Origin of the sequence: Parabacteroides sp. CAG:2, assembly GCF_000436315.1 — a bacterium.
In the GTDB taxonomy this organism is placed as follows: Bacteria; Bacteroidota; Bacteroidia; order Bacteroidales; family Tannerellaceae; genus Parabacteroides; species Parabacteroides distasonis.
The window spans coordinates 48,150-71,865 of the sequence record NZ_FR885302.1; the positions used below are offsets into that span (position 1 = coordinate 48,150).

At 49.5% G+C, this 23,716-nt stretch carries 19 protein-coding genes; 16 read left to right on the forward strand and 3 right to left on the reverse strand.

Annotation, left to right across the window (positions count from 1 at the left end; all coding sequences use genetic code 11):
• Positions 1–142, reverse strand: a 142-nt coding sequence (locus tag QVP94_RS19320; RefSeq protein ID WP_353884505.1) for a DUF6078 family protein, incomplete at its 3' end; no start/stop codon positions are given.
• Between the two features lie 154 nt (positions 143–296).
• Between QVP94_RS19320 and QVP94_RS10940 the strand changes: the two genes are divergently transcribed.
• On the forward strand, positions 297–5,831 hold the full coding sequence (locus QVP94_RS10940) for an alpha-2-macroglobulin family protein (protein ID WP_022192600.1): 5,535 nt from the start codon (positions 297–299) through the stop codon (positions 5,829–5,831).
• Between the two features lie 212 nt (positions 5,832–6,043).
• The gene (gene rbp / locus QVP94_RS10945; RefSeq protein ID WP_005862667.1) at positions 6,044–6,415 is read left to right on the forward strand and encodes an RNA-binding regulator; all 372 of its coding nucleotides are present in this window, start codon (positions 6,044–6,046) and stop codon (positions 6,413–6,415) included.
• A gap of 28 nt (positions 6,416–6,443) precedes the next feature.
• On the opposite strand, the gene QVP94_RS10950 is transcribed toward rbp, so the two are convergent.
• Positions 6,444–7,370 carry a helix-turn-helix domain-containing protein gene (locus QVP94_RS10950; RefSeq protein WP_022192601.1) on the reverse strand — a complete coding sequence of 309 codons (927 nt, stop codon included), beginning with the start codon at positions 7,368–7,370 and terminating at the stop codon, positions 6,444–6,446.
• A 231-nt stretch (positions 7,371–7,601) separates the two neighbouring features.
• On the opposite strand from QVP94_RS10950, the gene QVP94_RS10955 reads away from it, so the two are divergent.
• Positions 7,602–9,821 carry an outer membrane beta-barrel family protein gene (locus QVP94_RS10955; protein WP_022192602.1) on the forward strand — a complete coding sequence of 740 codons (2,220 nt, stop codon included), beginning with the start codon at positions 7,602–7,604 and terminating at the stop codon, positions 9,819–9,821.
• Between the two features lie 145 nt (positions 9,822–9,966).
• On the opposite strand, the gene QVP94_RS19325 is transcribed toward QVP94_RS10955, so the two are convergent.
• Positions 9,967–10,197: a DUF6722 family protein gene (locus QVP94_RS19325; RefSeq protein WP_005857263.1), complete on the reverse strand. Its 231-nt coding sequence runs from the start codon at positions 10,195–10,197 to the stop codon at positions 9,967–9,969.
• A gap of 129 nt (positions 10,198–10,326) precedes the next feature.
• On the opposite strand from QVP94_RS19325, the gene QVP94_RS10960 reads away from it, so the two are divergent.
• The 13 genes from QVP94_RS10960 to QVP94_RS11020 all read left to right on the forward strand — a co-directional run bounded on the left by QVP94_RS10960 (position 10,327) and on the right by QVP94_RS11020 (position 23,711).
• Positions 10,327–12,669, forward strand: coding sequence for an ATP-dependent helicase (locus QVP94_RS10960; protein WP_005857260.1), 2,343 nt, complete (start codon positions 10,327–10,329; stop codon positions 12,667–12,669).
• A gap of 411 nt (positions 12,670–13,080) precedes the next feature.
• Positions 13,081–14,220, forward strand: a complete 1,140-nt coding sequence (gene nspC, locus QVP94_RS10965; protein ID WP_005857258.1) for a carboxynorspermidine decarboxylase — start codon at positions 13,081–13,083, stop codon at positions 14,218–14,220.
• A gap of 20 nt (positions 14,221–14,240) precedes the next feature.
• Positions 14,241–14,480, forward strand: a complete 240-nt coding sequence (locus QVP94_RS10970) for a hypothetical protein (protein ID WP_005857256.1) — start codon at positions 14,241–14,243, stop codon at positions 14,478–14,480.
• Entirely contained in the window at positions 14,470–14,811 is a 342-nt protein-coding gene (locus tag QVP94_RS10975; RefSeq protein ID WP_005857254.1) for a toxin RelE, read from the forward strand. Before QVP94_RS10970 ends, QVP94_RS10975 begins: the two co-directional genes overlap by 11 nt.
• A 23-nt stretch (positions 14,812–14,834) precedes the next feature.
• Positions 14,835–15,788 carry a signal recognition particle-docking protein FtsY gene (gene ftsY, locus QVP94_RS10980; RefSeq protein WP_005857252.1) on the forward strand — a complete coding sequence of 318 codons (954 nt, stop codon included), beginning with the start codon at positions 14,835–14,837 and terminating at the stop codon, positions 15,786–15,788.
• On the forward strand, positions 15,785–17,083 hold the full coding sequence (rimO, locus tag QVP94_RS10985) for a 30S ribosomal protein S12 methylthiotransferase RimO (protein ID WP_011966255.1): 1,299 nt from the start codon (positions 15,785–15,787) through the stop codon (positions 17,081–17,083). The genes ftsY and rimO overlap by 4 nt, the downstream gene beginning before the upstream one ends.
• A 77-nt stretch (positions 17,084–17,160) precedes the next feature.
• A complete protein-coding gene (locus QVP94_RS10990) occupies positions 17,161–17,451 on the forward strand; it encodes an HU family DNA-binding protein (protein ID WP_008778384.1) in 291 nt (96 codons plus the stop codon).
• Positions 17,444–18,535: an HU family DNA-binding protein gene (locus tag QVP94_RS10995; protein WP_022192603.1), complete on the forward strand. Its 1,092-nt coding sequence runs from the start codon at positions 17,444–17,446 to the stop codon at positions 18,533–18,535. Before QVP94_RS10990 ends, QVP94_RS10995 begins: the two co-directional genes overlap by 8 nt.
• Positions 18,536–18,703: 168 nt before the next feature.
• Entirely contained in the window at positions 18,704–19,699 is a 996-nt protein-coding gene (locus tag QVP94_RS11000; RefSeq protein WP_005857243.1) for an AAA family ATPase, read from the forward strand.
• A complete protein-coding gene (locus QVP94_RS11005; RefSeq protein WP_005857241.1) occupies positions 19,700–20,569 on the forward strand; it encodes a DUF58 domain-containing protein in 870 nt (289 codons plus the stop codon).
• 9 nt (positions 20,570–20,578) lie between these two features.
• A complete protein-coding gene (locus QVP94_RS11010; RefSeq protein ID WP_005857239.1) occupies positions 20,579–21,688 on the forward strand; it encodes a hypothetical protein in 1,110 nt (369 codons plus the stop codon).
• A 3-nt stretch (positions 21,689–21,691) separates the two neighbouring features.
• Positions 21,692–22,678 carry a vWA domain-containing protein gene (locus tag QVP94_RS11015; RefSeq protein ID WP_005857237.1) on the forward strand — a complete coding sequence of 329 codons (987 nt, stop codon included), beginning with the start codon at positions 21,692–21,694 and terminating at the stop codon, positions 22,676–22,678.
• 13 nt (positions 22,679–22,691) lie between these two features.
• Positions 22,692–23,711, forward strand: coding sequence for a VWA domain-containing protein (locus QVP94_RS11020; RefSeq protein WP_009275121.1), 1,020 nt, complete (start codon positions 22,692–22,694; stop codon positions 23,709–23,711).
• Positions 23,712–23,716: the final 5 nt, after the last annotated feature.

The window sequence follows — 23,716 nt, forward strand, 5'->3', positions numbered from 1 at the left end:
TCTCCAGCCGTAATACGGTTGCCGGTTGTTCGATGAGCGGCCGGTAGGCGATCTGGTGCAGGCACTTTCCGGCCCGAGGGCAATCTTGTTGCTGGCAGACGGCGTAGTCGATGGGGATTTCCTTGTGTAGTTTCTTGGGCATGATCTTGTTTTACAATCTTAGATGTTTCATTGAACGCAAATATAGCGAATATATTTGAGAAGTGATTGTTCGAAAAGGAGATATACGGATAGATCATTGCATCTTGGTATAATTTATGTACATTTGTGGATTAACCATTTAAACATTCATGTGTATGATACGGTCTATCGGTTTATTCTGCGTACTTTGTCTCTTGTCTATCTTGACAAGTTGTCATACGACAAGCTCCACGGATCAAGATCTCCCCCCTTATAATCCGAATGTAGAGGCGTTTACTACCGGGAAGATTTCCCGGTATTCTCCCGTTTACCTGATCTTTAATCAAGAGATCCCGGCGGAGCGGTTAAAGGCGGACCGATTGGGGAAACTCGTGCGCCTCAAGCCCGATGTGCCGGGGAAATGGGCTTTCGAGAATAACCGGACGTTGGTATTCAAGCCGGAGAAAGGCTTTGAGCGAAACACCTCTTATCAGGTGAAAGCCGATTTGTCCGAATGGTTTGAGGCGGAAGGTAAGGATAAGTGGTTCGCTTTTGGTTTTACCACGCTCCCTTTAGCCCTTCGGGGGAATCTGGAATCGATGGATATCAACAAGAAAAACGAGAATGGGTACGATCTGACCGCCGTGCTTTTCACGCCGGATAAGGAATCTCCGGAGACCGTGGAGTCGTTGGTGGATTTCTCGGAGAAGGTAGACGCTACTTGGCAACACAGCCCGGATGGAAAGAAACATGAGGTGACCTTATTCAATGTCTCCGCCGGGATGGAGGGGGAACGGACACTCAAGCTTTCCGTATCTTCTAATAAACTAGGCGTGGAAAAGGCCGATGTCGTGACAGTGAGCGTTCCGGATCAGAATGATTTCTCGGTGTACGACGTGACGTATGTGTCCGAGCCGGAGCGTTACGTGGAGGTCGCTTTCACGAAGTTATTGGATGTGGGCCAAGATATGAGAGGCTTGGCCTTTATCGCCGAGAATACGTCGGAGACCGTAACCGTGGACGGAAACAAGCTACGCCTATATCCGGATGCCGATTTGTGGCAAAAGGGCGTGATGAATATCCACCTGAACCAAGGCATCCGCAGCAAGAGCGGCTTGAACCTGAAAGAGGCTGTCGTGCGTCAAATAATCCTAGATGAGCAGAAACCCGGCGTCCGTTTTATCGGGAAAGGAGTGATCATCCCGCAATCCACGCAATTATCCGTTCCTTTCCAAGCGATTTATTTGCGAGGGGTTACGGTGAGCGTTATCAAGATATTGGAGCAGAATATCGGTCAGTTCCTGCAATCGAACAACTTGGATGAGTCCGGGGAGCTGATGCGTGTCGGACGCTTGATCGCCCGTAAGACGATCTTCTTGGATGAGGAGGGTCTTGACCTGTCCCGGTGGAATACGTTCGCGGTCGATTTAAAGCGGTTGATCGAGCCGGAACCGGGCGCTATCTACCGTCTGGAGCTTTCGTTTGACCGGCCTTTGTCGGCCTATCCTTGCGGGAATGATACGTTGAAGATCTCGAAGGAGCAGATCTTGGCCTCGGACGAGATCCGTTTCAAGGAAGAGTCCGCCCGTTTTGACGAGGGAGCGTATTATTACCGTCAATACGATTGGTCTAGTTATAATTGGAAAGAATGGAACGATCCTTGCTCGGATAGTTATTACTTTAATAAGGTAGAGGGAAAGAATATCTTGGCTACCAATTTGGGACTGGTCGCCTTGATGGGGCAGGATAATGATATGACCGTGTTGGTGCATAATATACAGAATACGGAGCCGGAGCGAGGAGTTACGGTTACCGCCTATAATTACCAACACCAAGCGTTGGCCTCGGGCACGACCGATGACAAGGGACAGGTACGGCTGGATCTCTCTTCGGGACGTCCGTTCTACCTGATCGCCTCACAGGGAACCCAACGTTCCTATCTGCGGGTGGATAACGGATCGGCTCTCTCGCTCAGTTCGTTCGATGTATCGGGCGAGGTAGTCCAGAAAGGGATCAAGGGCTTTATCTATGGCGAGCGAGGCGTATGGCGTCCGGGTGATACGTTGCATCTGGGCTTTATGCTGAACGACCGGGCGAAGCAATTGCCGGCAGAGCATCCGGTGGTGATGGAGCTGTACAACCCGTTAGGGCAAATGTATGCCCGTAAGACGCAGACCCGTGGCGAGCTGGGGCTTTATGTCTTCGATTTCGTTACCGAGGCGGATGCTCCCACGGGTGCGTGGAATGTGAAGGCGCAAGTGGGTGGGGTCTCTTTCTCGAAGCGCTTACGCATCGAGTCCATCAAGCCGAACCGCCTGAAGATCGCCTTATCCATGCCGGAGAAGACCTTGTTGCGTGGTGAACCTATGGATGCCCGCCTGCATGTGGAATGGCTGCAAGGAGCTATTGCCCGTAACTTGAAATATGATATACAAGGTACCTTTATCGCCACCCCGACTACCTTCGAGGGGTATAAGGGGTTCTATTTCGACGATCCTTCCCGTGTATTTAATACGGAAGAGAGCAAGCTGATCTCCGGCGTTACCGATGAGCGAGGCGATGCCACGGTACAAGCCCGCTTCGAGCTGGGTTCTACCGCTCCCGGAATGTTGCTGGCAAACCTAGTGACCCGGGTATATGAGGAATCCGGCGATTTCAGTATCGACGCGGATCGGATGCTTTACTCGCCTTATCGCCGGTATACCGGTATCAAGTCTCCGCAGAAAGATAAGGAACAACTAAATACCGGAACCAATTACACCTACGAGGTCGCTTCTGTTGATTATTTAGGGAAACCGCAAGCGAATACGGAATTAGATGTGAAAGTATATAAGGTCTACTGGTATTGGTGGTGGGACTCCAACAGTAGCGGTCTGGCCAATTACGTATCGGATTCCTACAATAAGCCGGTAAAGACATTTGCCATTCGTACGGATGGGAGCGGGCGGGGTACGTTCCAGCTCTCGTTCCCGGATAAGGAGTGGGGAACGTATTTCATCTCCGTGAAAGATAAGGAGAGCAAGCACTCTACGGGAGTGATGAGTTATTTCGACTGGCCTTATAACGAGGGCCGACGTAACACCGATGGCAGCGAGTCCGCCACGATGCTTAGTTTCAAGACCGATAAGGATAGTTATACACCCGGCGAGAAGATGGTAGTCACCTTCCCCTCTACGAAAGGAAGCCGTGCGATTATCAGTATAGAGAACGGCGTGCGTGTCCTTTCCTTGACGGAACATACGTGCGAGGATAAACAAACGACCGTGAGGCTGGATGTGACGAAAGATATGCAGCCGAACGCTTACGTCTATATCACCTTATTGCAGCCTCATGGCATTACGAAGAACGATTTGCCGATCCGCTTGTATGGCGTGGTCCCGTTCACGGTAACTTCTCCGGAGAGCCATCTGACCCCGGTTATCCAATCTCCCGCCGAGTTGAAACCGGATGCCTCTTATACCATATCCGTCTCCGAGAAGAATGGAAAGGAGATGGCTTACACGCTGGCGATCGTGGATGAGGGCTTGCTGGACTTGACCCGTTTCCGTACGCCGGAGCCTTGGAAGGCGTTTAACGCCCGGGAAGCGTTGGGCGTGAATACATGGGATTTGTATAACTACGTGGTTGGCGCTTATGGCGGCCGTATCGAGCAATTGTTCAGTATCGGCGGCGACGATGCGCTGAACAAAGGCCCGAAAGCGATCGTGAACCGTTTCAAGCCCGTGGTGCGATTTGACGGCCCGTTCTTGCTGAAGAAGGGGAAGACCGCCCGGCATACCTATCAGATGCCGAATTATAACGGGCGTGTCAAGATCATGGTGGTAGCCGGAAACGGGGAGGCTTATGGACATGCCGATAAGAGCGTGATGGTACGTAAGCCCGTAATGCTGCTGGGAACCTTGCCCCGGGTGATCGGCGTGGGCGAGGAGATGGTAGTACCCGCTACGGTATTCGCTACCGAGGATGGCGTAGGAGCCGTGAATGTATCTATCGCTTGCAGCTCGAATATGGAAGTGGTCGGCGAGGCGACGAGGAGCTTGAGCTTCGAGCGGAAAGGGGATCAGCAAGCCTCGTTCCGTATCCGGGTGAAGAAGAACCCGGGTATCGGGAAGGTAACGATAACCGCTACGGGTAAAGGGGATAAATCCGTTTATGAGACGGAACTGGAGATCCGTACGGTACGCCGCCCGCAAGTGAAAGTTACCGCCGCTACCTTGGAGGCCGGCAAGTCTTGGAAAGAGACGGTCGCTATGCCGGGTGCCACGGGTACGAACCAGTTGACCTTAGAAGTGTCGGATATCGCCCCCGTGAACGTATCCTCACGTCTATCTTATTTGTTGGGTTATCCGCACGGATGTCTGGAACAGATCACCTCGAAAGGATTCCCACAGCTTTATATCTCCTCGTTTACGGATTTGACCCTGCAACAGGCGAAATCCACGGAGGAGGCCGTGAAAGAGGTGATCCGCCGTCTGCGCTCTTACCAGACCGTAGATGGGGCTTTCGCCTATTGGCCGGGTGGAACGAGCAGCAATGGCTGGGGTACGGTTTACGCTACTCATTTCTTGCTGGAAGCCTCGAAGAAAGGCTACTTGGTTCCCGAGGCCATGAAACAAAGCGTATTGAATAATCTACGCCGGGTAGCCCGTAATTGGAAGCCGGCTACCTCTTATTATATGGATTCGGAAGAGACTACCCAAGCCTATCGCCTGTATGTATTGGCTTTGGCCGGGTCGCCGGAGATGGGTGCCATGAACCGCTTGAAAGAGATGAAAGACTTGGCCTCCATGAGTCGCTGGTCGCTAGCTTCCGCCTATGCCTTGGTCGGCCGTGAGGATGTCGCTCAAGACCTGATCAGTAAGACGACGGCTCTTCCTTCCGGTTATTCCGAGTATGACGAGACGTTCGGCAGTGATGTCCGGGATCAATCCATCCAGTTAATGACGCTTTGCTTGTTGGATAAAGGCAAGGAGGCCGCTACTTTGGTGGAAGAGTTGTCCAAACAGCTTTCTTCGGATGATTGGTTGAGCACACAATCTACGGCATTCGCTTTAGTTGCCTTGTCGGACTACCTAGCTAAATATCGGGTAGACGGGGTCATGGATTTCACGTACGCTTGTGGCGGAAAGGATGGACAGGTGAAAACGGATAAGAATATATGGTCCGAGACCTTATTGGATAAGGCGGGAACCTCGGCGAGCGTCGAGTTGAAGAACACGGGTAAATCTATGCTCTTCGCCCGTATCATAACCGAGGGAATACCGGAGCAGGGAGAGGAAAAAGCGTATGCGAACGGTGTCTCGTTGGCGGTTAGCTATGTGGACTTGAACGGACGTCCGGTCAATGTCGCCCAATTGGAGCAAGGTACGAATTTCTCCGCCGTGGTTACGGTAAAGAACCCTTCGGCCCGGGGATATAATAATTTGGTATTATCGGAAATCTTCCCTGCCGGATGGGAAATACTGAATACCCGTTTCTTGAATGAGTCCGCTACGGACAGCTTGAGCGCCGGAGTGAATTATCAGGATATTCGTGACGACCGTGTTTATAGTTATATAGACCGTCTGCCGGCAGGCAGTCAAGTGACCGTGAAGATCAATCTTTGCGCAGTCTACCCGGGCCGCTTCTACCTGCCTCCGGTGTATTGCGAGGCGATGTACGATTATTTAATCCGTGCGAATACCGCGGGACAAGAAGTTACCGTATTCTAATTTCGTGGGGGGCGGGCAGACCCCGCCCTTATATTTTTTCGAAATTTATTGGATTTATAGTTGTATGCTCGAATAAAACCATTACATTCGCAGCATATTTGAGATTGATTTAAGTTAGTATTAGAAAGTATTTGCTCACAACTTGATTTGTTAGGTAAACTTTTTTAGTCGACATACTCAGCTCAATTAACCATTTAATTAAAGTTTACAAAATGAATCTTTACATTTCAAATCTAAGTTACAACATCTCTGATGAGGACTTAAGACAGTTATTTGCTGATTACGGTGAGATTACTTCAGCAAAAGTTATTATGGATAGAGAAACCGGCCGTTCAAGAGGCTTCGGTTTCGTTGAGCTGAGCGATGATGAGCTAGCTAAAAAGGCTATCGAGGAGTTAAACCAAGCAAGTTATGACGGCAAAGTCATCAATATAACAGAAGCCAGACCTAGAGAGGATAGAGGCGACAGAGGTGGTCGTTTCAATAACAACAGAGGTGGCGGCTACGGTTCCAACAGAGGCGGTGGCTATGGCTCTAACAGAGGTGGCGGTTATGGTTCTAACCGGGATGGTGGAAGATATTAATTCTATCTAGATAAAAAGGAAAGAGCGATCAGAGATGGTCGCTCTTTTTTATTTCAAGCGCATAAGCTCGTCCTCTGTCTGTCGTGATCTTTAGGTTACTGTTTTCCTCCACTAAAGGCCGTAGCCTTCGGATCAAGGTGTTCAAGGTCTCGTCGGCGTTGATCTTTCCCGGCCATAAGCTCTCGCAGATATCCGAGCGGTTCAAGATATGCGTAGGCGATAGGAAAAACATCTCCATCAAGGCATATTGCTGAGGGGTGAGTTTTAGTTTCTCCTCATTCTCCTTATAGAAGGAGGCGGTCTCGCAAGAAAGGTTCAAATTACCGAAAGAGATGGTCTTTCCCGGATGGATAGGCTGAGGCATTATCAACTCCTTTCTATAACGTTTAAGCAATAGGGGCAGGGTAGCGGATAAAAAGGCAAGCCCGAGGAATAGGCCGGGCAAAGATTTGTCCGATAGCCCGATAACCGCAAGGGTGGAGCAATTGGCGTACCCTTGGAATGAGATCCCGATATGATCCGTGGCAGTATTGGGGCTGTTCGCTATGGATGATGCCCAGATAATCGTATCGCTGGCGATATAATATTCGTTGAGTTTCTTGTTGGTATTAGCGGGAGCGTTTTCGGTTTGAGGATCTTTATTGAGTACGTGGATCACGATTCCCGTTTTCTTCTTGTCGGGCGTATAACTCAATGCGTCGGAAAAGTCCTTGTTATAACTTTCTATGGATACCGGATTGCCGAAAAGCTTGGATAGATTGGCATAGGTGCGTATGGAATCTTGGCTCATCCATAGGTGGGAGTTTTGCAGGATCGTTTGTTGCAACGCTTGATTCAAGTCTGTCACGATCGTTTTCTTGGCTTCCGTATAACTATGGAAACCGAAGCTGAACGAGAGGATCAGCATTAAGGAGGTACCCAAAACGGATAGATTGGCCGATAGTCGTGTATTCATTATTCGCTAGATTAGAATTAACATAAAAAGAACGCTCGAAGGTACTAAATATTATAGAAGGAAAGTATCCTTTTCGATAGGATTCGGGATGAAATAGACATAAATCCTGCTAAATGACCGGATGTCATGGAAATGTCATGGAAATGTCAGCTACTTATCCGGCGATTATTTACGTTGTTGTTGTCTGTTGCCTCTACTTTTGCCCGAAAACAAATCAAATAAGATACGGATATGAAAAGATTTCTGATGATGATGGCCTTGATAGGGCTTGTGGGAAACTGGAACTCGACGTTGACCGCCCAACTCGTCTCTCCCGATTCTTTGTATTTGAACGAGGACTTGCCCGAGATAAACATTGTCGCCGTGAAACCCTTGATAAAGGCAGAGTCGGATAAGACTACTTACAGTATCGCCGAGGACCCGGATTCCCGAACCTATACCCTGCTGGAGATGTTGCGGAAAGTCCCTCTAGTGACCGTGGATGGCGAAGATAACGTGAAGGTAAACGGACAATCCAGTTTTAAGATTTATATGAACGGGCGTCCCTCGAATATGTTCTCCAATAATCCCAAGGAGGTCTTGCGTAGTATCCCCGCCAGCATGATCAAGAAAGTGGAGGTGATAACAGATCCCGGTGCCCGTTACGATGCGGAGGGTGTCAGCGGAATCTTGAATATCGTGACGAAAGGAGCGGAGTTCGAGGGATATAACGCGAGTATAAACACTACGGTGATGAACTTATTTAAGAGTGTCGGTGGTTTCGCTACGCTGAAATATGGCCGATTATCGCTTTCCGGAAATTATACGTTTAGCCAACAGTCATCCGAGAGCGAGTCAGATTATCTCCGTACTCAGTCGGAAGACGGTGCGAAGCTCCGGATGCTCTCGGACGTAGACGTGAAATATCCGGCTCATTATGGAAGTCTGGAAGGCAGTTTCGAGATCGATACATTGAATTTAATCTCCTTGTCCGGAAACTTGAATATCGGAAACAGCAACTCTATTTGGAATAGCCATTATAGCAGGCTTGATAAAGAGGGGGAAGAAATCTATGCTTATAACGAGGATATGAGTAAAAAGAACGAATGGGGTAGCGCCTCCTTAAAAGCGGATTATCAGCGTTTATTCAAACGAAATAAGGAAGAGATGCTAACGCTTTCCTATCAGTATGATTATATCCCGAACGATATCTATAGCGTGTTTTACGATAAGGATAAGATGGGTAATGTCTCGTTACCCCAACTGGAGGCCGATTATACCCGGCAAATCAGTCATGCCCGCACCCATGAGCATACGGCCCAGCTTGATTACGTGAATCCTTTTACAAGTACGCATTCCATCGAGGGCGGTTTGAAGCTGATTCGGCGTAGCAGTACGAGCCACGCTACTTCGGAGGTAAAGGAGTTGGATGAGGGTGTCTGGTTACCCGCAGATTTACAGCCTTTGGTGGAATATCGGCATGTGCAGAATATATGCTCCGCCTATGCGGGATATGGATTTAAGTATGGTAAATGGAGCTTGAACCCCGGCATTCGTATGGAACATACTTGGCAGGACGTGACTTATAAACAAGGCGAAGGCAAGGATTTTAATTATCGTGTAACGGATTGGGTTCCTTCTTGGACCTCCGCTTTCCGCTTGGATGACCGGAGTTTGTTTCGCTTGGCTTACAACTTACGTTTACGTCGCCCGAATATCAGCTATTTGAATCCTACGGTGTTCGTGTCTGGGACCTCTATCTCGTATGGAAATCCGGGATTGGTATCGGAGAAACATCATCGTCTTTCGGCGTCATACAGTTATTACGGAACGAAATTGAATGTGCAAGCTTCCGTGCTCTGCACCTTGGGAAAAGGGGTGATTGATGAGTATCTGTTCATTGATTCGGCGAATGTGGTGAATAGTACGTATGATAATCTCGTGGACGTGAAAGCAGCGGGAGGAAACCTTTATCTAAGCTATAATCCTTCGCCCCGGACAAGCGTGTCGCTGAACAGCATGTTGCATTATCTGGATTTACGGGCGCAGGAGGGGAATGAGGTTTACGATACGGATGTGCGTAATTCCGGCTTTTGTGGCTCTGCTTTTGTCGATTTCTCGCAGAAGTTTAAGTACGGGTGGCGTTTTGTCCTGTCGGGTGGGTACGTGCGTTCCGAGCCGAATGTGGGGATGGACTCGTACGGCTTTTATTTTTACGGCTTGAGTGTGGTAAAGAGCTTCTTGAAGGATAAATTGACTTGTACGCTGCAGGCGCAAGATTTTCTGGGAGATCATAAGACGATACAGATTAACGAGCGATATCCGGACTTTCATATCCGGCAGACCGAGCGTATGTTTAGTCGTGGTTTCGGCATCGCCATTAGCTACCGGATCGGTGATTTAAAAGCGAGCGTGAAGAAGGCGGGGAGAAGCATAAGGAATGATGATCTGTTGGACGCCCTAGATAAGTAGGGCGGGCACAGGCCCGCTCCCTACGGTATCATAACTCGTCCAGCCATTTCTTGCCGGGCTTCGTGTAAAGCCAAGCGATAAATAAACCTGTAATAACTCCTACTACTAAGAATAGGGCACTTAATGGATTTAATATCATATTCTTTTATTTTAAAATTTTATTTCCTAACCAAGCTAATGAATAGGTGACACTAAGACCTGTCATTATCATGACCCAACAACTCTTATCAAAAACATTCTCTTGCAAAAGGAGTATTTCTCCCAATACTATAGCGGCGAAAACCAACTTAGCCAAATCAAAAAAGAACTTCCCTAAAGTCTCCCTCCTGATCTTGTCCCGCTCTTTCTTAATAATTATTTTCTCAAAATTTCCCATTTCCCCATAGTCTCTTGTTTTGGTTAATACTACTGATTATATGTAGGCAAATGTATATATTATCGGCGACCTGCCCAACTTTTTTATGTGGAATCGCTTATTTTCCCTAATTTTGTATCCCTAAAACGGATGAATGTGGAAGAGTATTTGAATCAACTGAATGAGAGCCAGCGGGAAGCGGTGGTTTACAATGAGGGGCCATCCTTGGTCGTGGCCGGGGCTGGCTCCGGTAAGACAAGGGTACTGACCTATAAGATCGCTTATTTATTGCAATTGGGATTGCCTCCCTATAGTATCTTGGCGCTGACCTTTACCAATAAGGCGGCCCGGGAGATGAAAGAGCGTATTGCGGCCATCACCGGTGACCAAACGGCCCGTCGGCTATGGATGGGAACGTTCCATTCCATCTTCTCCCGTATTTTACGGAACGAGGCGGAGCATATCGGTTATCCTTCCAATTTCACGATTTATGACGCCACTGATTCCAAGAGCTTACTGAAATCCATCATCAAGGAAATGCAATTGGACGATAAGGTGTACCGCCTAGGAATGGTGCAGAGCCGGATCTCCAACGCGAAGAACTCCTTGATAACTTATACGGCCTACGAGCAAAATAAAGAGCTCGTGGAAAGCGATATGAATGCCAAGGTCCCCTTGCTTCGGGAAATCTACAAACGTTACCAGAGCCGTTGCCTGCAAGCGGGAGCGATGGATTTCGACGACTTGTTGCTGCAAACCAATATCCTGTTCCGGGATCATCCGGCCGTCTTGGAGAAATACCGGAACTTCTTCCGGTATGTATTGGTGGATGAGTATCAAGATACGAACTTCGCCCAACACTTGATCGTGCAACGGCTTTGCGAGAGACACGGCCATATCTGCGTGGTAGGGGATGACGCCCAGAGCATCTATTCCTTCCGAGGCGCTAATATAGATAATATCCTGCAATTCAAGAATCTTTATACCGGTTGCCGTATCTTCAAGCTGGAACGGAATTACCGTTCCACCCAGAATATCGTGAACGCTGCCAATAGCTTGATCGACAAGAATACACGTCAGATACCCAAAACGGTCTATTCCGAGAAGGAGGCGGGCAACAAGGTGAGTGTTTTCATCTCGTACTCCGATTATGAGGAGGGCTACACCGTAGCCGCCCGAATCAACGAGATGCACGGGATATTAGGGAAATTCTCGTATGCTGATTTCGCTATCTTGTATCGTACCAACGCCCAGTCCCGTATCTTGGAAGAGGCGTTGCGAAAGCGGGGCATCCCTTACAAGATTTACGGCGGTTTGTCTTTTTACCAGCGGAAAGAGATCAAGGACGTGATCTCTTACTTCCGCCTGATCGTGAACCCGCACGACGAGGAGGCCTTGAAGCGAATCATCAATTATCCCACCCGGGGAATCGGGGACACGACGGTAGGTAAGCTTGTCGGCGCCGCTACCGAATACGGGGTAAGCCTGTGGACCGTGCTTCAAGCCCCCTTGGAATATTCGCTACCGATAAATAACGGTACAGCTAAGAAACTGAGCGATTTCCGTAGTTTGATTGAAGTTTTCATTGAAGAGAATAAAAAACTCTCCGCAGAGGAATTGGCTACTTTGGTGGTGAAGCGTAGCGGCATCGTTTCCGACCTGTTTCAAGACCGTTCCGTAGAGGGCGTGAGCAAGCAAGAGAACTTGCAGGAGTTGCTGAAAGGTATCGCTGAGTTTTGCGAGATCCGGCGTGAGGAGGGCATGGAGCAAGTCGCCATGTCCGACTTCTTGGCGGAGGTATCCTTGCTCACCGATCAAGATAACGATAAAGAGGAAAACTCCGATAAGGTCACGATGATGACCGTACATGCCGCCAAGGGATTGGAATTCACGAATGTTTTCGTGGTAGGCTTGGAGGAAGACCTATTCCCCTCGTCCCTGTCGAAAGATAACCCGAGAGCGGTAGAGGAGGAGCGTCGTTTGTTCTACGTGGCGATTACCCGTGCGGAGCAAAATTGCGTATTGAGCTATGCGAAGAGCCGCTATCGTAATGGGAAGACGGATATGTGTACGCCCAGCCGTTTCTTGAAGGATATAGACGCTAAGTATCTGGATATGCCTTCGGATGCCGGCGCTTCAGATGCATTCGCCTCGGCCCGTGAACGCTACGGGCGCCCGGCTTTTGCCTCTCCATTCCGGCAACCAAGGGCGGTTGAGGATGATTTCGTGTCGCCGGTGAAGCAAGCGGCACAGCGTCAAGGGCATCTTACGAAGCTAAAAAACACGATGGAATCGTCCTTTTCGGCGGCTCCAGCCACGGATCTATCGGGGTTACATGTGGGTTCCAAGGTTCGCCATGATCGTTTTGGGGAAGGTGAGATTGTCTCGATAGAAGGAGAGGGTGGTAACGCGAAGGCTACAGTGGCCTTCGATCATTTCGGACAAAAGCAGTTACTTTTGAAGTTCGCTAAACTTACTATGTTGAATGATTGACGGTTAGCTTATGGCATGTCTGGGCATGCTACGAGCCGCATCGTATTTCGCACCGCATTTCGCACTACGTTTCGAATGACCAAGGTGTTGGTTTTTAGTTGATTGAATGAAAAAGGTATCGCTTTTTCGCACTGCGTTTCGCACTACTATATATAAGTATATTAGGAAAGATAAGAAAAAAAGAAGAGGCGACGTCACGTCGCCGTTTTTTCCCTTTAAAACACACAATAGTGTTCACGGTTGAATACAATAATGTTCGCCGCCAAACACAATAGTGTTCGTGGCTAAACACAATAGTCTTTAAATGAAAAATATAGTTGTATTTTTATTGCTTTTTCGGAGCGGAAACCTTGCTTTCTCCGAATGTTTTCGCTATATTTGCATATTTATTATGAAATATTGAGATACAGCATGATAGACATCAACAAGATACCCTCGCCTTGCTATGTGATGGAGGAGAAATTACTGAGAAACAACCTGTCCTTGATCAAGAGCGTAAAAGAACGTGCGGGAGTGAATATCATATTGGCTTTTAAGGCTTTCGCTTTATGGAAAGCGTTCCCAATCGTACGTGAGTACATTCCTTTTTCGACAGCGAGCTCTAAATTCGAGGCCCAGTTGGCCTTCGAGGAGATGGGAAGTCCGGCGCATACCTATTCCCCGGCTTATACGGAGGCTGATTTCCCGTTGATCTTGAGATACAGTAGTCATGTCACGTTCAACTCGCTCTCTCAGTTCCATCGTTTTTATCCGATGGTGCGGGCGGATGGTAACCGGGTGTCTTGTGGATTGCGGATCAATCCGGAATACTCGGACGTGGAGACGGACCTGTATAATCCTTGCGCCCCGGGTTCCCGGATGGGGGTGACCGGCGACTTGCTGGGAGATAAGCTGCCGGAGGGTATCGAGGGGCTGCATTTCCATACCTTGTGTGAGTCTACCTCCTATGATCTGGAGCGGACACTGGCCGAGGTGGAGAGGCGTTTCGGCCGTTTCCTGCCTCACGTCAAGTGGCTGAATATGGGAGGCGGCCATCTGATGACCCGTAAGGGCTACGACGTGGAGCATTTAATCGCTTTGCTGAAAGGCTTTAAGGAAAGATATCCGAACTTGGAGTTGATCATGGAGCCGGGTAGCGCCTTCGCTTGGCAGACCGGGTTCTTGCTGACAACCGTGGTGGACATCGTGGAGAACCACGGTATCAAGACGGCGATTATCGACGCCTCGTTCACCTGCCATATGCCGGATTGCCTGGAGATGCCCTACAAGCCGGCTATCCGTTTCGCCACGGATGCCGTGGAGGGGAAACCTACGTACCGGATCGGGGGGAATAGCTGTTTAAGCGGTGATTATATGGGGGATTGGTCGTTCGACAAGCCTTTGGAGATCGGCGACAAGCTGATTTTCGAGGATATGATCCACTACACGATCGTGAAAACGAATATGTTCAACGGCATCCCGCATCCTTCCTTAGCCCTTTGGAGCAAGGACGACCAGCTGGTGATGTACCGTACGTTCGGCTATGAGGATTATAAGAACAGGATGGATTAAAAACAAGCAAAGGGAGGAATATGACCATGACAGCGAATGAGTTGAAATATACATACATGGAGGAAGCCATGAGTATCTTGGATAATGAGGAGCTTATGCGTAAGGCTTTATCGCTCTTGCGGAACTTAAAAGAGAAGACCTTCTCGCCTGCCAAGCGAAGCGAGCGGGAGGTGCTGGAAGAGGCTTTCCAGAGCGTAAAAGACTTGAAGGCGGGAAAAATAACCTCTCGCCCATTGGAGGATCTATTGAATGAGTTATAAGATTGAGGCATTACCGCCCTTCGCTAAGGAGGTGAAATATTTGGCGAAACGATATAAGTCGTTGAAAGAAGATATCCTAAGGTTGAGGGACGAACTGCTGGAGAACCCTTTGTCGGGAACGGATTTGGGAGGTGGCCTCCGTAAGGTCCGGATGTCCATCCGTTCGAAATCACAGGGTAAGAGAGGGGGAGCTCGGGTGATAACTTTTACGGTACTTGTCAGCGTTGATGAAGGAACAATTTATCTTGTGACGATGTATGATAAGAGCGAGATTGAGTCTATGTCCGTTAAGGAGATCCGGAAACTACTTGATAAGTGTGATTTGAAGTAAATAAAAACAGAAACAAAATAAATATGGGTATTTTTAGCTTTTTCAGTAAGGACAAGAAGGAAACCTTGGATAAAGGTCTGTCGAAGACGAAGGAGAGTGTTTTTTCCAAGATTACCAAGGCGATCGCCGGTAAGAGTAAGGTGGACGACGATGTGTTGGATAATTTGGAGGAAGTACTGATTACCTCGGATGTCGGTGTAGATACCACGTTGAAAATCATCGACCGTATCGAGAAGCGTGTGGCCCGTGACAAGTATGTCACCACCCAAGAATTGACCACCCTGCTGCGTGACGAGATCGCTAGCTTGCTGACAGAGAACAATACGGAGGATGCCGAGGGATTCGCGCTTCCGGAGGGCAAGAAACCCTACGTGATCATGGTTGTAGGCGTGAACGGGGTGGGTAAGACGACCACGATCGGTAAGCTGGCTTACCAGTTCAAGAAAGCCGGCAAGAAGGTCTATCTGGGCGCCGCCGATACGTTCCGTGCCGCCGCCGTGGAGCAACTAGTGATCTGGAGCGAGCGGGTAGGCGTACCTATCGTGAAGCAGAACATGGGCTCGGACCCCGCTTCCGTGGCTTTCGATACGCTGAGCTCCGCCAAGGCGAACGATGCCGACGTGGTGATTATCGATACTGCCGGACGTCTGCATAACAAGATCAACTTGATGAACGAGCTTACCAAGATCAAGAACGTGATGAAAAAGGTGATTCCGGACGCCCCCCACGAGATATTGTTGGTATTGGACGGCTCTACCGGGCAGAACGCTTTCGAGCAAGCGAAACAATTTACCGCCGCCACCGAGGTGAACGCCTTGGCCGTGACCAAGTTGGACGGTACCGCCAAGGGGGGTGTCGTGATCGGTATCTCCGACCATTTCCGTATCCCCGTGAAATATATCGGACTCGGCGAGGGGATGGAGGATTTGCAAGTATTCCGCAAACGTGAGTTTGTCAATTCGTTATTTGGAGAATGAGAAAAAATAAAGTAGATATTATTACGCTGGGGTGTTCGAAAAACCTAGTGGACTCGGAGCAACTTATGCGCCAATTCGTTGCCAATGGCTATACGGTAGAGCATGATCCCCATAAGATCAATGGCGAGATCGTGGTGGTGAATACCTGCGGTTTCATCGGCGACGCCCAAGAGGAATCGATCAATATGATCCTCGAGCTGGGCGAGCAAAAGCAGAAAGGACGGATCGGGAAGCTCTTCGTGATGGGGTGCTTGTCGGAGCGTTTCTTGAAAGATCTGGAGAAGGAACTTCCCGAGGTAGATCGTTTCTACGGGAAATTCAATTGGAAGGAGTTGATCTCCGATCTGGGCAAGTCGTACCATCAAGAGCTGGCTACGGATCGTGTGCTCACCACCCCGAGGCACTACGCTTACGTGAAGATCGGGGAGGGATGCAACCGTACTTGTTCTTACTGTTCGATCCCGATCATAACTGGGGCTTATCAATCCCGTCCGATGGACGAGATCGTAGACGAGGTTCGTGGCTTGGTCGCGCAAGGCGTGAAAGAATTCCAGATGATCGCCCAAGATCTTACGTTTTATGGCCTCGATCGCTATAAGCGAATGGCCTTGCCGGAACTGGTGGAGCGGGTATCCGACATCCCGGGCGTGGAGTGGATTCGTTTGCATTACGGGTATCCGTCTCATTTCCCCTATGACCTGTTGCCGGTGATGCGTGAGCGTGATAACGTTTGCAAGTATATGGACATCGCCCTCCAGCATATCAGCGACCCGATGTTGAAGATGATGCGCCGCAATATCACGAAGGCCGAGACCTATGAGCTGTTGGAGCGTATGCGCCGGGAAGTGCCGGGCATCCATCTACGCACCACCTTGATGGTGGGTCATCCCGGCGAGACGGAACAGGATTTCGAGGAGTTGATCCGCTTCGTGAAAGATATCCGTTTCGAGCGCATGGGTGCTTTCGCCTATAGCCACGAGGAGGGTACCTACGCCTATCAGCATTATAAAGACGAGATCCCACAGGAGGTGAAGCAAGACCGGCTGGATTACTTGATGCGTGTGCAAGAAGGCATCTCCGCCGACGTGAACGCCTCGAAAGTAGGGCAGACCTTTCGGGTGATCGTAGACCGGGAGGAGGAGGATTTCTACGTGGGACGTACGCAATACGACTCGCCCGAGGTAGATCCGGAAATATTGATCTCCAAGGATACTCCCTTGAGTCCGGGTAGCTTTTACCAAGTAAAGGTGATTGACGCACAAGCGTTTGATCTGTATGGTAAAGTGTTGAATTGATGTAAAAACTGTCAATATATTTGTCGGTTAACGAAAAAATAACTAATATAGCAGCACGAACTGTTATGGAATTAGATATGAAAAACAAGGAACTTATAACGGAATTGGCGAATCGCATGGATTGGACCTCGAAGGAGGTATCCGACATGCTTTCTGCGCTCAGTTCCGTCGTAAGTTCGAAATTAGTGGATAACGATACGATCTATCTGCAAGGCTTCGGCCAGTTCGAGGTGAAAAAGAAAGCGGAACGTATTTCCGTGAATCCGGCGAACGGGAAGCGATATCTGGTTCCCCCTAAATTAGTTCCCGTGTTCAAGCCCGGAACGACCGTGAAGAATCGTTTAAAGGAATTGGGTGATCATGAATAACCGGCTGAATATACAAGATTTAGCCGGTTTATTATCGGAGCGTACCGGCAAGGACAGAGGAGAGGTAGAGCGTTTCTTGAGAGATTTTATCTCGGTGGTATCCGAAGGGGTCTATATGGATAAGATCGTAAAAGTAAAGGGCTTGGGTACTTTCAAGATTATCTCTGTGGAGAAGCGGGAGAGTATCCACGTGAATACCGGTGAACGTTTCTTGATCCCCGAACATTATAAATTCTCTTTCCTGCCGGATAAAGACCTGCGGGAACAGGTAAACAAGCCTTTCTCTATCTTTGAGACGACAGAGATCAACGAGAACGTGGATTTCTCGGACATGGATGAGTCCGTAGAGGAGAAGGAAACGGAAGACGAGTCCGTGGAGGAGGTAATGCCGGATAAGGAAATCCCTTTGGCAAATACTCAGCCCAAAGAGAAGCCCGAACCGATACTAGAACCTGAACCTGAACCATTGCCTGAGCCAGAGCAAGCGTTTGATCCGGAGCCGTCATCGGTATCTGAACCGGAACGTGGATTGGAACCGGAACTGCCCGCGGAGCCATCTCCCATACCAGAGAGACCGGAAGAGCAAGCCCGGAGGAAACCGGAGGAAAAGGGGGTATTAATGATCGTCGCCTTTTTGATAATCGTAATCTCTGTATTCTTCTATCTGGGAAGAAATAATTGGAAACCGGCGCCTGCCCAAGAAGAGGTGATAACAGAAGCCAAGAATACGGCCAAGGACACGGTTCAAGAATCAGCTTGGATGCTTCATCCGGACTCGGTAGCGGAGAAGACCCCGCATACGGAACCGGAGCCTTATGTGGAACCGGCGCCAAAACCATTGGGGCAGGTGAAAATCAAGCATGGCGACCGCCTCACCGTGATCGCCTTGGAATATTATGGCAATAAATTATTCTGGGTGTATATTTACCAACATAATAAGGCTGTTATAAAAGACCCGAACAACGTCCCGATCGGTACCGTGATCGAGATACCCGCACCGGAATCGTATGGCATCGATGCCAAGAGCCGTGAGTCGCGGGAGAAAGCCGCCGCCCTACAAACAGAGATACTTGCCGGGGAGTAAGAGAAATCCCCCTTTTTTAAGTAAAATAAAACAAAACGAGGAAGTGTTGGTTAGTATTATTTAACTGCAAAAGTGAAGGATACGAATTTAACATTTCTAATTTTGTGCATCCTAAAAAATCAACGTAAAATTGGGACAATATAATAACAATATAATAGAATAAATCTTATGAGTCAGACAGTAGACATTCGTGAGTTGAATGAGCGAATTGAAAGTAAAAGCTCGTTTGTGAACATGATTACGATGGGTATGGACAAAGTAATCGTCGGACAAAAGCATTTGGTTGAATCCTTGTTGATCGGTTTGCTTTCGGACGGACATATCCTGTTGGAAGGTGTGCCGGGTTTGGCTAAGACACTTGCCATTAAAACATTGTCGTCGTTGATCGACGCTAAATACAGCCGAATCCAGTTCACCCCGGACTTACTTCCGGCCGATGTGATCGGTACGATGATTTACAGTCAGAAAAGCGAAGAGTTCCAGGTAAAGCAAGGCCCGATCTTCGCTAATTTTGTGTTAGCGGACGAGATCAACCGTGCCCCGGCGAAAGTACAGAGTGCCTTGTTGGAGGCCATGCAGGAGCGTCAGGTCACGATCAGCGAGCATACCTACAAGTTGCCGAAGCCTTTCTTGGTAATGGCTACCCAGAACCCGATCGAGCAGGAGGGTACGTACCCGTTGCCTGAGGCGCAGGTAGACCGTTTCATGTTGAAGGTGATCATCAATTACCCGAAGAAGGAGGAGGAGAAACTGATCATACGCCAGAATATATCCGGAGAACGTCCGGAGATCAAGCCGATCTTAACGAAAGAGGAGATCCTCGACGCCCGTAACGTGGTTCGTGAGGTTTATTTGGACGAGAAGATCGAGCGTTACATCGTGGATATCGTCTTCGCTACCCGTTTCCCGGCTGAGGCTGGTTTGCCGAACTTGGCGAGCATGATCTCTTTCGGTGCTTCCCCTCGTGCGTCTATCAACTTGGCGTTGGCCGCCCGTGCGTACGCTTTCATCAAGCGCAGGGGCTATGTGATCCCGGAGGATATCCGTGCGGTATGCCACGACGTGATGCGCCATCGTATCGGCTTGAGTTATGAGGCCGAGGCGAACAACTTGACTTCTGAGGAGGTAATTAGCGAGATCTTGAATAAAGTAGAAGTTCCTTAAATGGAGACAAGCGAATTATTAAAGAAGGTACGCCGTATCGAGATAAAGACCCGTGGTCTTTCCCGTAACATCTTCGCCGGCCAGTACCATTCGGCTTTCAAGGGCCGTGGTATGGCGTTCAGCGAGGTGAGGGAATATCAGTACGGCGATGATATCCGGGATATCGACTGGAACGTGACCGCCCGCTACGTCCGCCCTTATGTCAAGGTGTTCGAGGAGGAGCGTGAGCTGACGGTGATGCTGCTGATCGACGTGTCCGGTAGCCGTGACTTTGGCTCCGTCAACGTCATGAAGAAGGAGGTGATCACCGAGATCGCCGCTACCTTGGCTTTCTCGGCGATACAGAACAACGATAAGATCGGCGTGGTGTTCTTCTCGGACAAGATCGAGAAGTTTATCCCGCCCCAGAAAGGAAAGAAACATATCTTATATATCATCCGGGAGCTGATCGATTTCCATCCCGAGGAGACGAGAACGGATATCAGCCAAGTGTTGAAATACTTGACCAACGCCATCAAGAAGCGTTGCACGGCTTTCCTCATTTCCGATTTTATCGATAAGGAGGGTTTCAAGGACGCCCTGACGGTGGCCAACCGCAAGCATGACATGGTAGCCATTCAGGTGTACGACCGTCGTGAGACCGAGCTTCCCGCCGTAGGCCTTATGAAGATCAAGGACGCCGAGACCGGGAAGGAGCAATGGATAGACAGTTCCTCCGCCCGTGTGCGCGCGGCCTATAAGGAATGGTGGGAGAAACGGCAGGCGAAGATGAGCGATACGTTCAAGAAATGCCGTGTAGACTCCGTATCTGTCCGTACCGAGGATGATTATGTGAAAGCATTGATTGCTCTTTTTGACAAACGTAATTAAAGCAAGCAGATGAAATTGATAAAGAAAAGTATCCTGTTTCTGGTCGCCGCCGCTTCCCTCGTGGGGGGAAGGGCATATGCGCAAAGGCCGTTGATCGATGTCGCTATCGACTCGGCCGCCATATTGATCGGAGAGCAGACTACCTTGCACCTTACGGTAACGGCGGATAAGGATCGCCCCGTGCAGATCGTGATCCCGAACGATACCTTGATGACGGGGGTGGAGGTACTGAACCTCTCCAAGGCGGACTCCACGGAGATCGAGAACGACCGGCTCGTTATCAAGCAGGATGTATTGATTACCTCGTTTGACTCGTCACTCTATCTGTTGCCTCCGTTGAAGGTGATAGACGGGGTGGATACCGTATATTCCAACCAAGTCGCCTTGAAGGTCTCCACGATTCCCGTGAACGCGGACAAGCCGGAGGAGTTCAACGACATCAAGACCGTATGGAAGCCACCTTTCGTATGGGCCGATTATTATCCGATCATTTACGGGATCTTGCTGGCCCTGTTCTTGATTTGCGTGATCGCCTATATCGTGAAACGGATCCGTGCGAAGAAGTCGTTGATCCCATTCAAGAAAGAGGAGCCGAAACTTCCGCCTCACGAGCAGGCCATCAAGGAACTGGATGAGATCAAGCAACAGAAACTCTGGCAGCAAGGACGAAGCAAGGAGTATTACACCTTGATCACGGATACGCTGCGTAAGTATATCGAGGAACGTTTCGGTATCAATGCCATGGAGATGACTTCCGGTGAGATCTTGGACCTGATCCGCAAGAACTCCGAGGCGCAGAGCGTGTACGATAACTTGAGGCAGATTCTGCAATTGGCCGACTTCGTGAAATTCGCCAAGATGAACCCGCTGCCGGATGAGAATGATTTGAGTATGATGAACGCGTATTTGTTCGTGAACCAGACGAAGGAGGAGGAGATGGTGGAGCTGGTTGACAGTCCCCTGTCAGATGAGCTGACAGCCTCGGGTCAAGAGGAGCGACAGCCTGCTGTCAAAGCCGTTGACAGCCCTCTGTCAAATGAGCCGGTAGCCCCGTGTCAAGACGACTTGACACGCTATCAGCCCAAGTCTACGAACGATACAACTAATTTAAAGGATTAAGAGATGGTATTTGCGAATCCTAATTATTTATATTTATTGTTGTTGCTCATCCCGATGATCGGATGGTACGTCTACAAGCTGAGCAAGAGTCAGGCCAGCTTGCAGGTCTCCTCGTCGGAGGCGTTCGAGGCGCCGGGAGCGGTATCATGGATCGTGTACTTGCGTCACGTGCCTTTCGTGTTGCGTATGGTAGCGGTAGCGCTGCTGATCGTGATCTTGGCCCGTCCGCAATCCACGAATAGTTGGTCCAATTCTTCCACGGAAGGTATCGATATCATGTTGGCGATGGATATCTCGGGGAGTATGCTGGCGCAAGACTTGAAACCGAACCGCTTGGAGGCGGCGAAGGATGTGGCCGCGTCGTTCATCAACGGCCGTCCGAACGATAACATCGGTCTCGTGGTCTTTTCTGCTGAGAGCTTTACGCAATGCCCGTTGACAACCGATCATACGGTCTTGCTGAACCTCTTCAAGGATATCCAAAGCGGTATGATCCAAGACGGAACGGCAATTGGGTTGGGCTTGGCGAATGCCGTGAGCCGTATTAAGGACAGCCACGCTAAGTCGAAGGTGATTATCCTTCTGACCGATGGTTCGAACAACGCCGGCGAGATCGCTCCGGTTACCGCTGCCGAGATCGCCAAGACGTTCGGCGTGCGTGTCTATACGATCGGAGTCGGAACGAAAGGCATGGCGCCGTATCCGTTCCAGACCGCTTTCGGCGTGCAGTACCAGAATATACCGGTAGAGATCGACGAGGCTACGTTGAAGCAGATCGCCTCTACCACGGGAGGGCAATATTTCCGTGCTACGGACAACGCCAGCCTGAAGGAGATCTATTCCGAGATCGACCAGATGGAGAAGACCAAGATCAGCGTACAAGAGTACAGCAAGAAGCAGGAGGAGTATAAGAACTGGGCCTTGCTGGTGTTCGCCCTGTTGCTGGTGGAGATCTTATTGAGAAATACATTGTTGAGAAATATACCATAAAGATAAAAGGCTTATGTTTCGATTTGCGCATCCGGACTTTTTATATTTGCTTTTTCTCCTTCCCGCGTTGGTGGCGTTCTACGTGTACGCCATGATCGTGAAGAAGAAAGCGATAAAGAAATACGGTAACCCTACGTTGTTGGCCGAGTTGATGCCCGAGGTATCGACCAAGCGCCAGCATCTGAAGTTTTGGCTGTTGTTCGGAGCCATTACCATGGTTATCTTTATTATAGCGGGGCCTCAATTCGGCTCGAAACTGGAGACGGTGAAGCGTCAGGGAGTAGAGATCATGGTGTGTCTGGACGTATCCAACTCCATGTTGGCCGAGGACGTGTCGCCCAACCGTTTGGATAAGGCCAAACAGATGCTATCCCGATTGACGGACGGCTTTACGAATGATAAGGTAGGCTTGATCGTGTTCGCCGGCGACGCTTTCACGCAGTTGCCGATCACCTCGGATTATATCTCCGCCAAGATGTTCTTGTCCTCTATCAACCCGTCGATGGTCTCTACGCAAGGTACGGCGATCGGTGCCGCCATCAACTTGGCCGCCCGTTCCTTTACCCCGGACGAGACGACCGATAAGGCGATCATCTTGATCACCGACGGCGAGAACCATGAGGACGACGCTATCGGTGCCGCCAAAGCCGCCGCCGAGAAGGGCATCCACGTGAACATCGTGGGAATGGGTGATCCGAAAGGTTCTCCGATCCCCATCCAAGGAAGCAATAATTATATGAAGGATAAGGACGGAAACGTGGTGATCACGAAGCTGAACGAGCAGATGGGTCAAGAGATCGCCGCCGCCGGAAACGGTATGTACGTACGTGCGGACAATACGAACTCCGCCTTGAAAGCCCTTCAGAAAGAAATCGAGAAAATGAACAAGACGGAGCTGGATAGCAAGGTCTATTCCGAGTATGACGAGCAGTTCCAGATTTTCGCTTGGATAGCTTTGTTCCTCTTGATCGCCGATTTCATGACCTTGGATCGTAAGAACCATATATTTAGGAAAGTAAAATTATTCTCTTAATTCGA

Coding starts and splice junctions, on each gene's coding strand:
- QVP94_RS10940 (WP_022192600.1), top strand. CDS start 297: ATGATACGGTCTATCGGTTTATTCTGCGTACTTTGTCTCTTGTCTATC.
- rbp (WP_005862667.1), top strand. CDS start 6,044: ATGAATCTTTACATTTCAAATCTAAGTTACAACATCTCTGATGAGGAC.
- QVP94_RS10950 (WP_022192601.1), bottom strand. CDS start 7,370: ATGAATACACGACTATCGGCCAATCTATCCGTTTTGGGTACCTCCTTA.
- QVP94_RS10955 (WP_022192602.1), top strand. CDS start 7,602: ATGAAAAGATTTCTGATGATGATGGCCTTGATAGGGCTTGTGGGAAAC.
- QVP94_RS19325 (WP_005857263.1), bottom strand. CDS start 10,197: ATGGGAAATTTTGAGAAAATAATTATTAAGAAAGAGCGGGACAAGATC.
- QVP94_RS10960 (WP_005857260.1), top strand. CDS start 10,327: ATGAATGTGGAAGAGTATTTGAATCAACTGAATGAGAGCCAGCGGGAA.
- nspC (WP_005857258.1), top strand. CDS start 13,081: ATGATAGACATCAACAAGATACCCTCGCCTTGCTATGTGATGGAGGAG.
- QVP94_RS10970 (WP_005857256.1), top strand. CDS start 14,241: ATGACCATGACAGCGAATGAGTTGAAATATACATACATGGAGGAAGCC.
- QVP94_RS10975 (WP_005857254.1), top strand. CDS start 14,470: ATGAGTTATAAGATTGAGGCATTACCGCCCTTCGCTAAGGAGGTGAAA.
- ftsY (WP_005857252.1), top strand. CDS start 14,835: ATGGGTATTTTTAGCTTTTTCAGTAAGGACAAGAAGGAAACCTTGGAT.
- rimO (WP_011966255.1), top strand. CDS start 15,785: ATGAGAAAAAATAAAGTAGATATTATTACGCTGGGGTGTTCGAAAAAC.
- QVP94_RS10990 (WP_008778384.1), top strand. CDS start 17,161: ATGAAAAACAAGGAACTTATAACGGAATTGGCGAATCGCATGGATTGG.
- QVP94_RS10995 (WP_022192603.1), top strand. CDS start 17,444: ATGAATAACCGGCTGAATATACAAGATTTAGCCGGTTTATTATCGGAG.
- QVP94_RS11000 (WP_005857243.1), top strand. CDS start 18,704: ATGAGTCAGACAGTAGACATTCGTGAGTTGAATGAGCGAATTGAAAGT.
- QVP94_RS11005 (WP_005857241.1), top strand. CDS start 19,700: ATGGAGACAAGCGAATTATTAAAGAAGGTACGCCGTATCGAGATAAAG.
- QVP94_RS11010 (WP_005857239.1), top strand. CDS start 20,579: ATGAAATTGATAAAGAAAAGTATCCTGTTTCTGGTCGCCGCCGCTTCC.
- QVP94_RS11015 (WP_005857237.1), top strand. CDS start 21,692: ATGGTATTTGCGAATCCTAATTATTTATATTTATTGTTGTTGCTCATC.
- QVP94_RS11020 (WP_009275121.1), top strand. CDS start 22,692: ATGTTTCGATTTGCGCATCCGGACTTTTTATATTTGCTTTTTCTCCTT.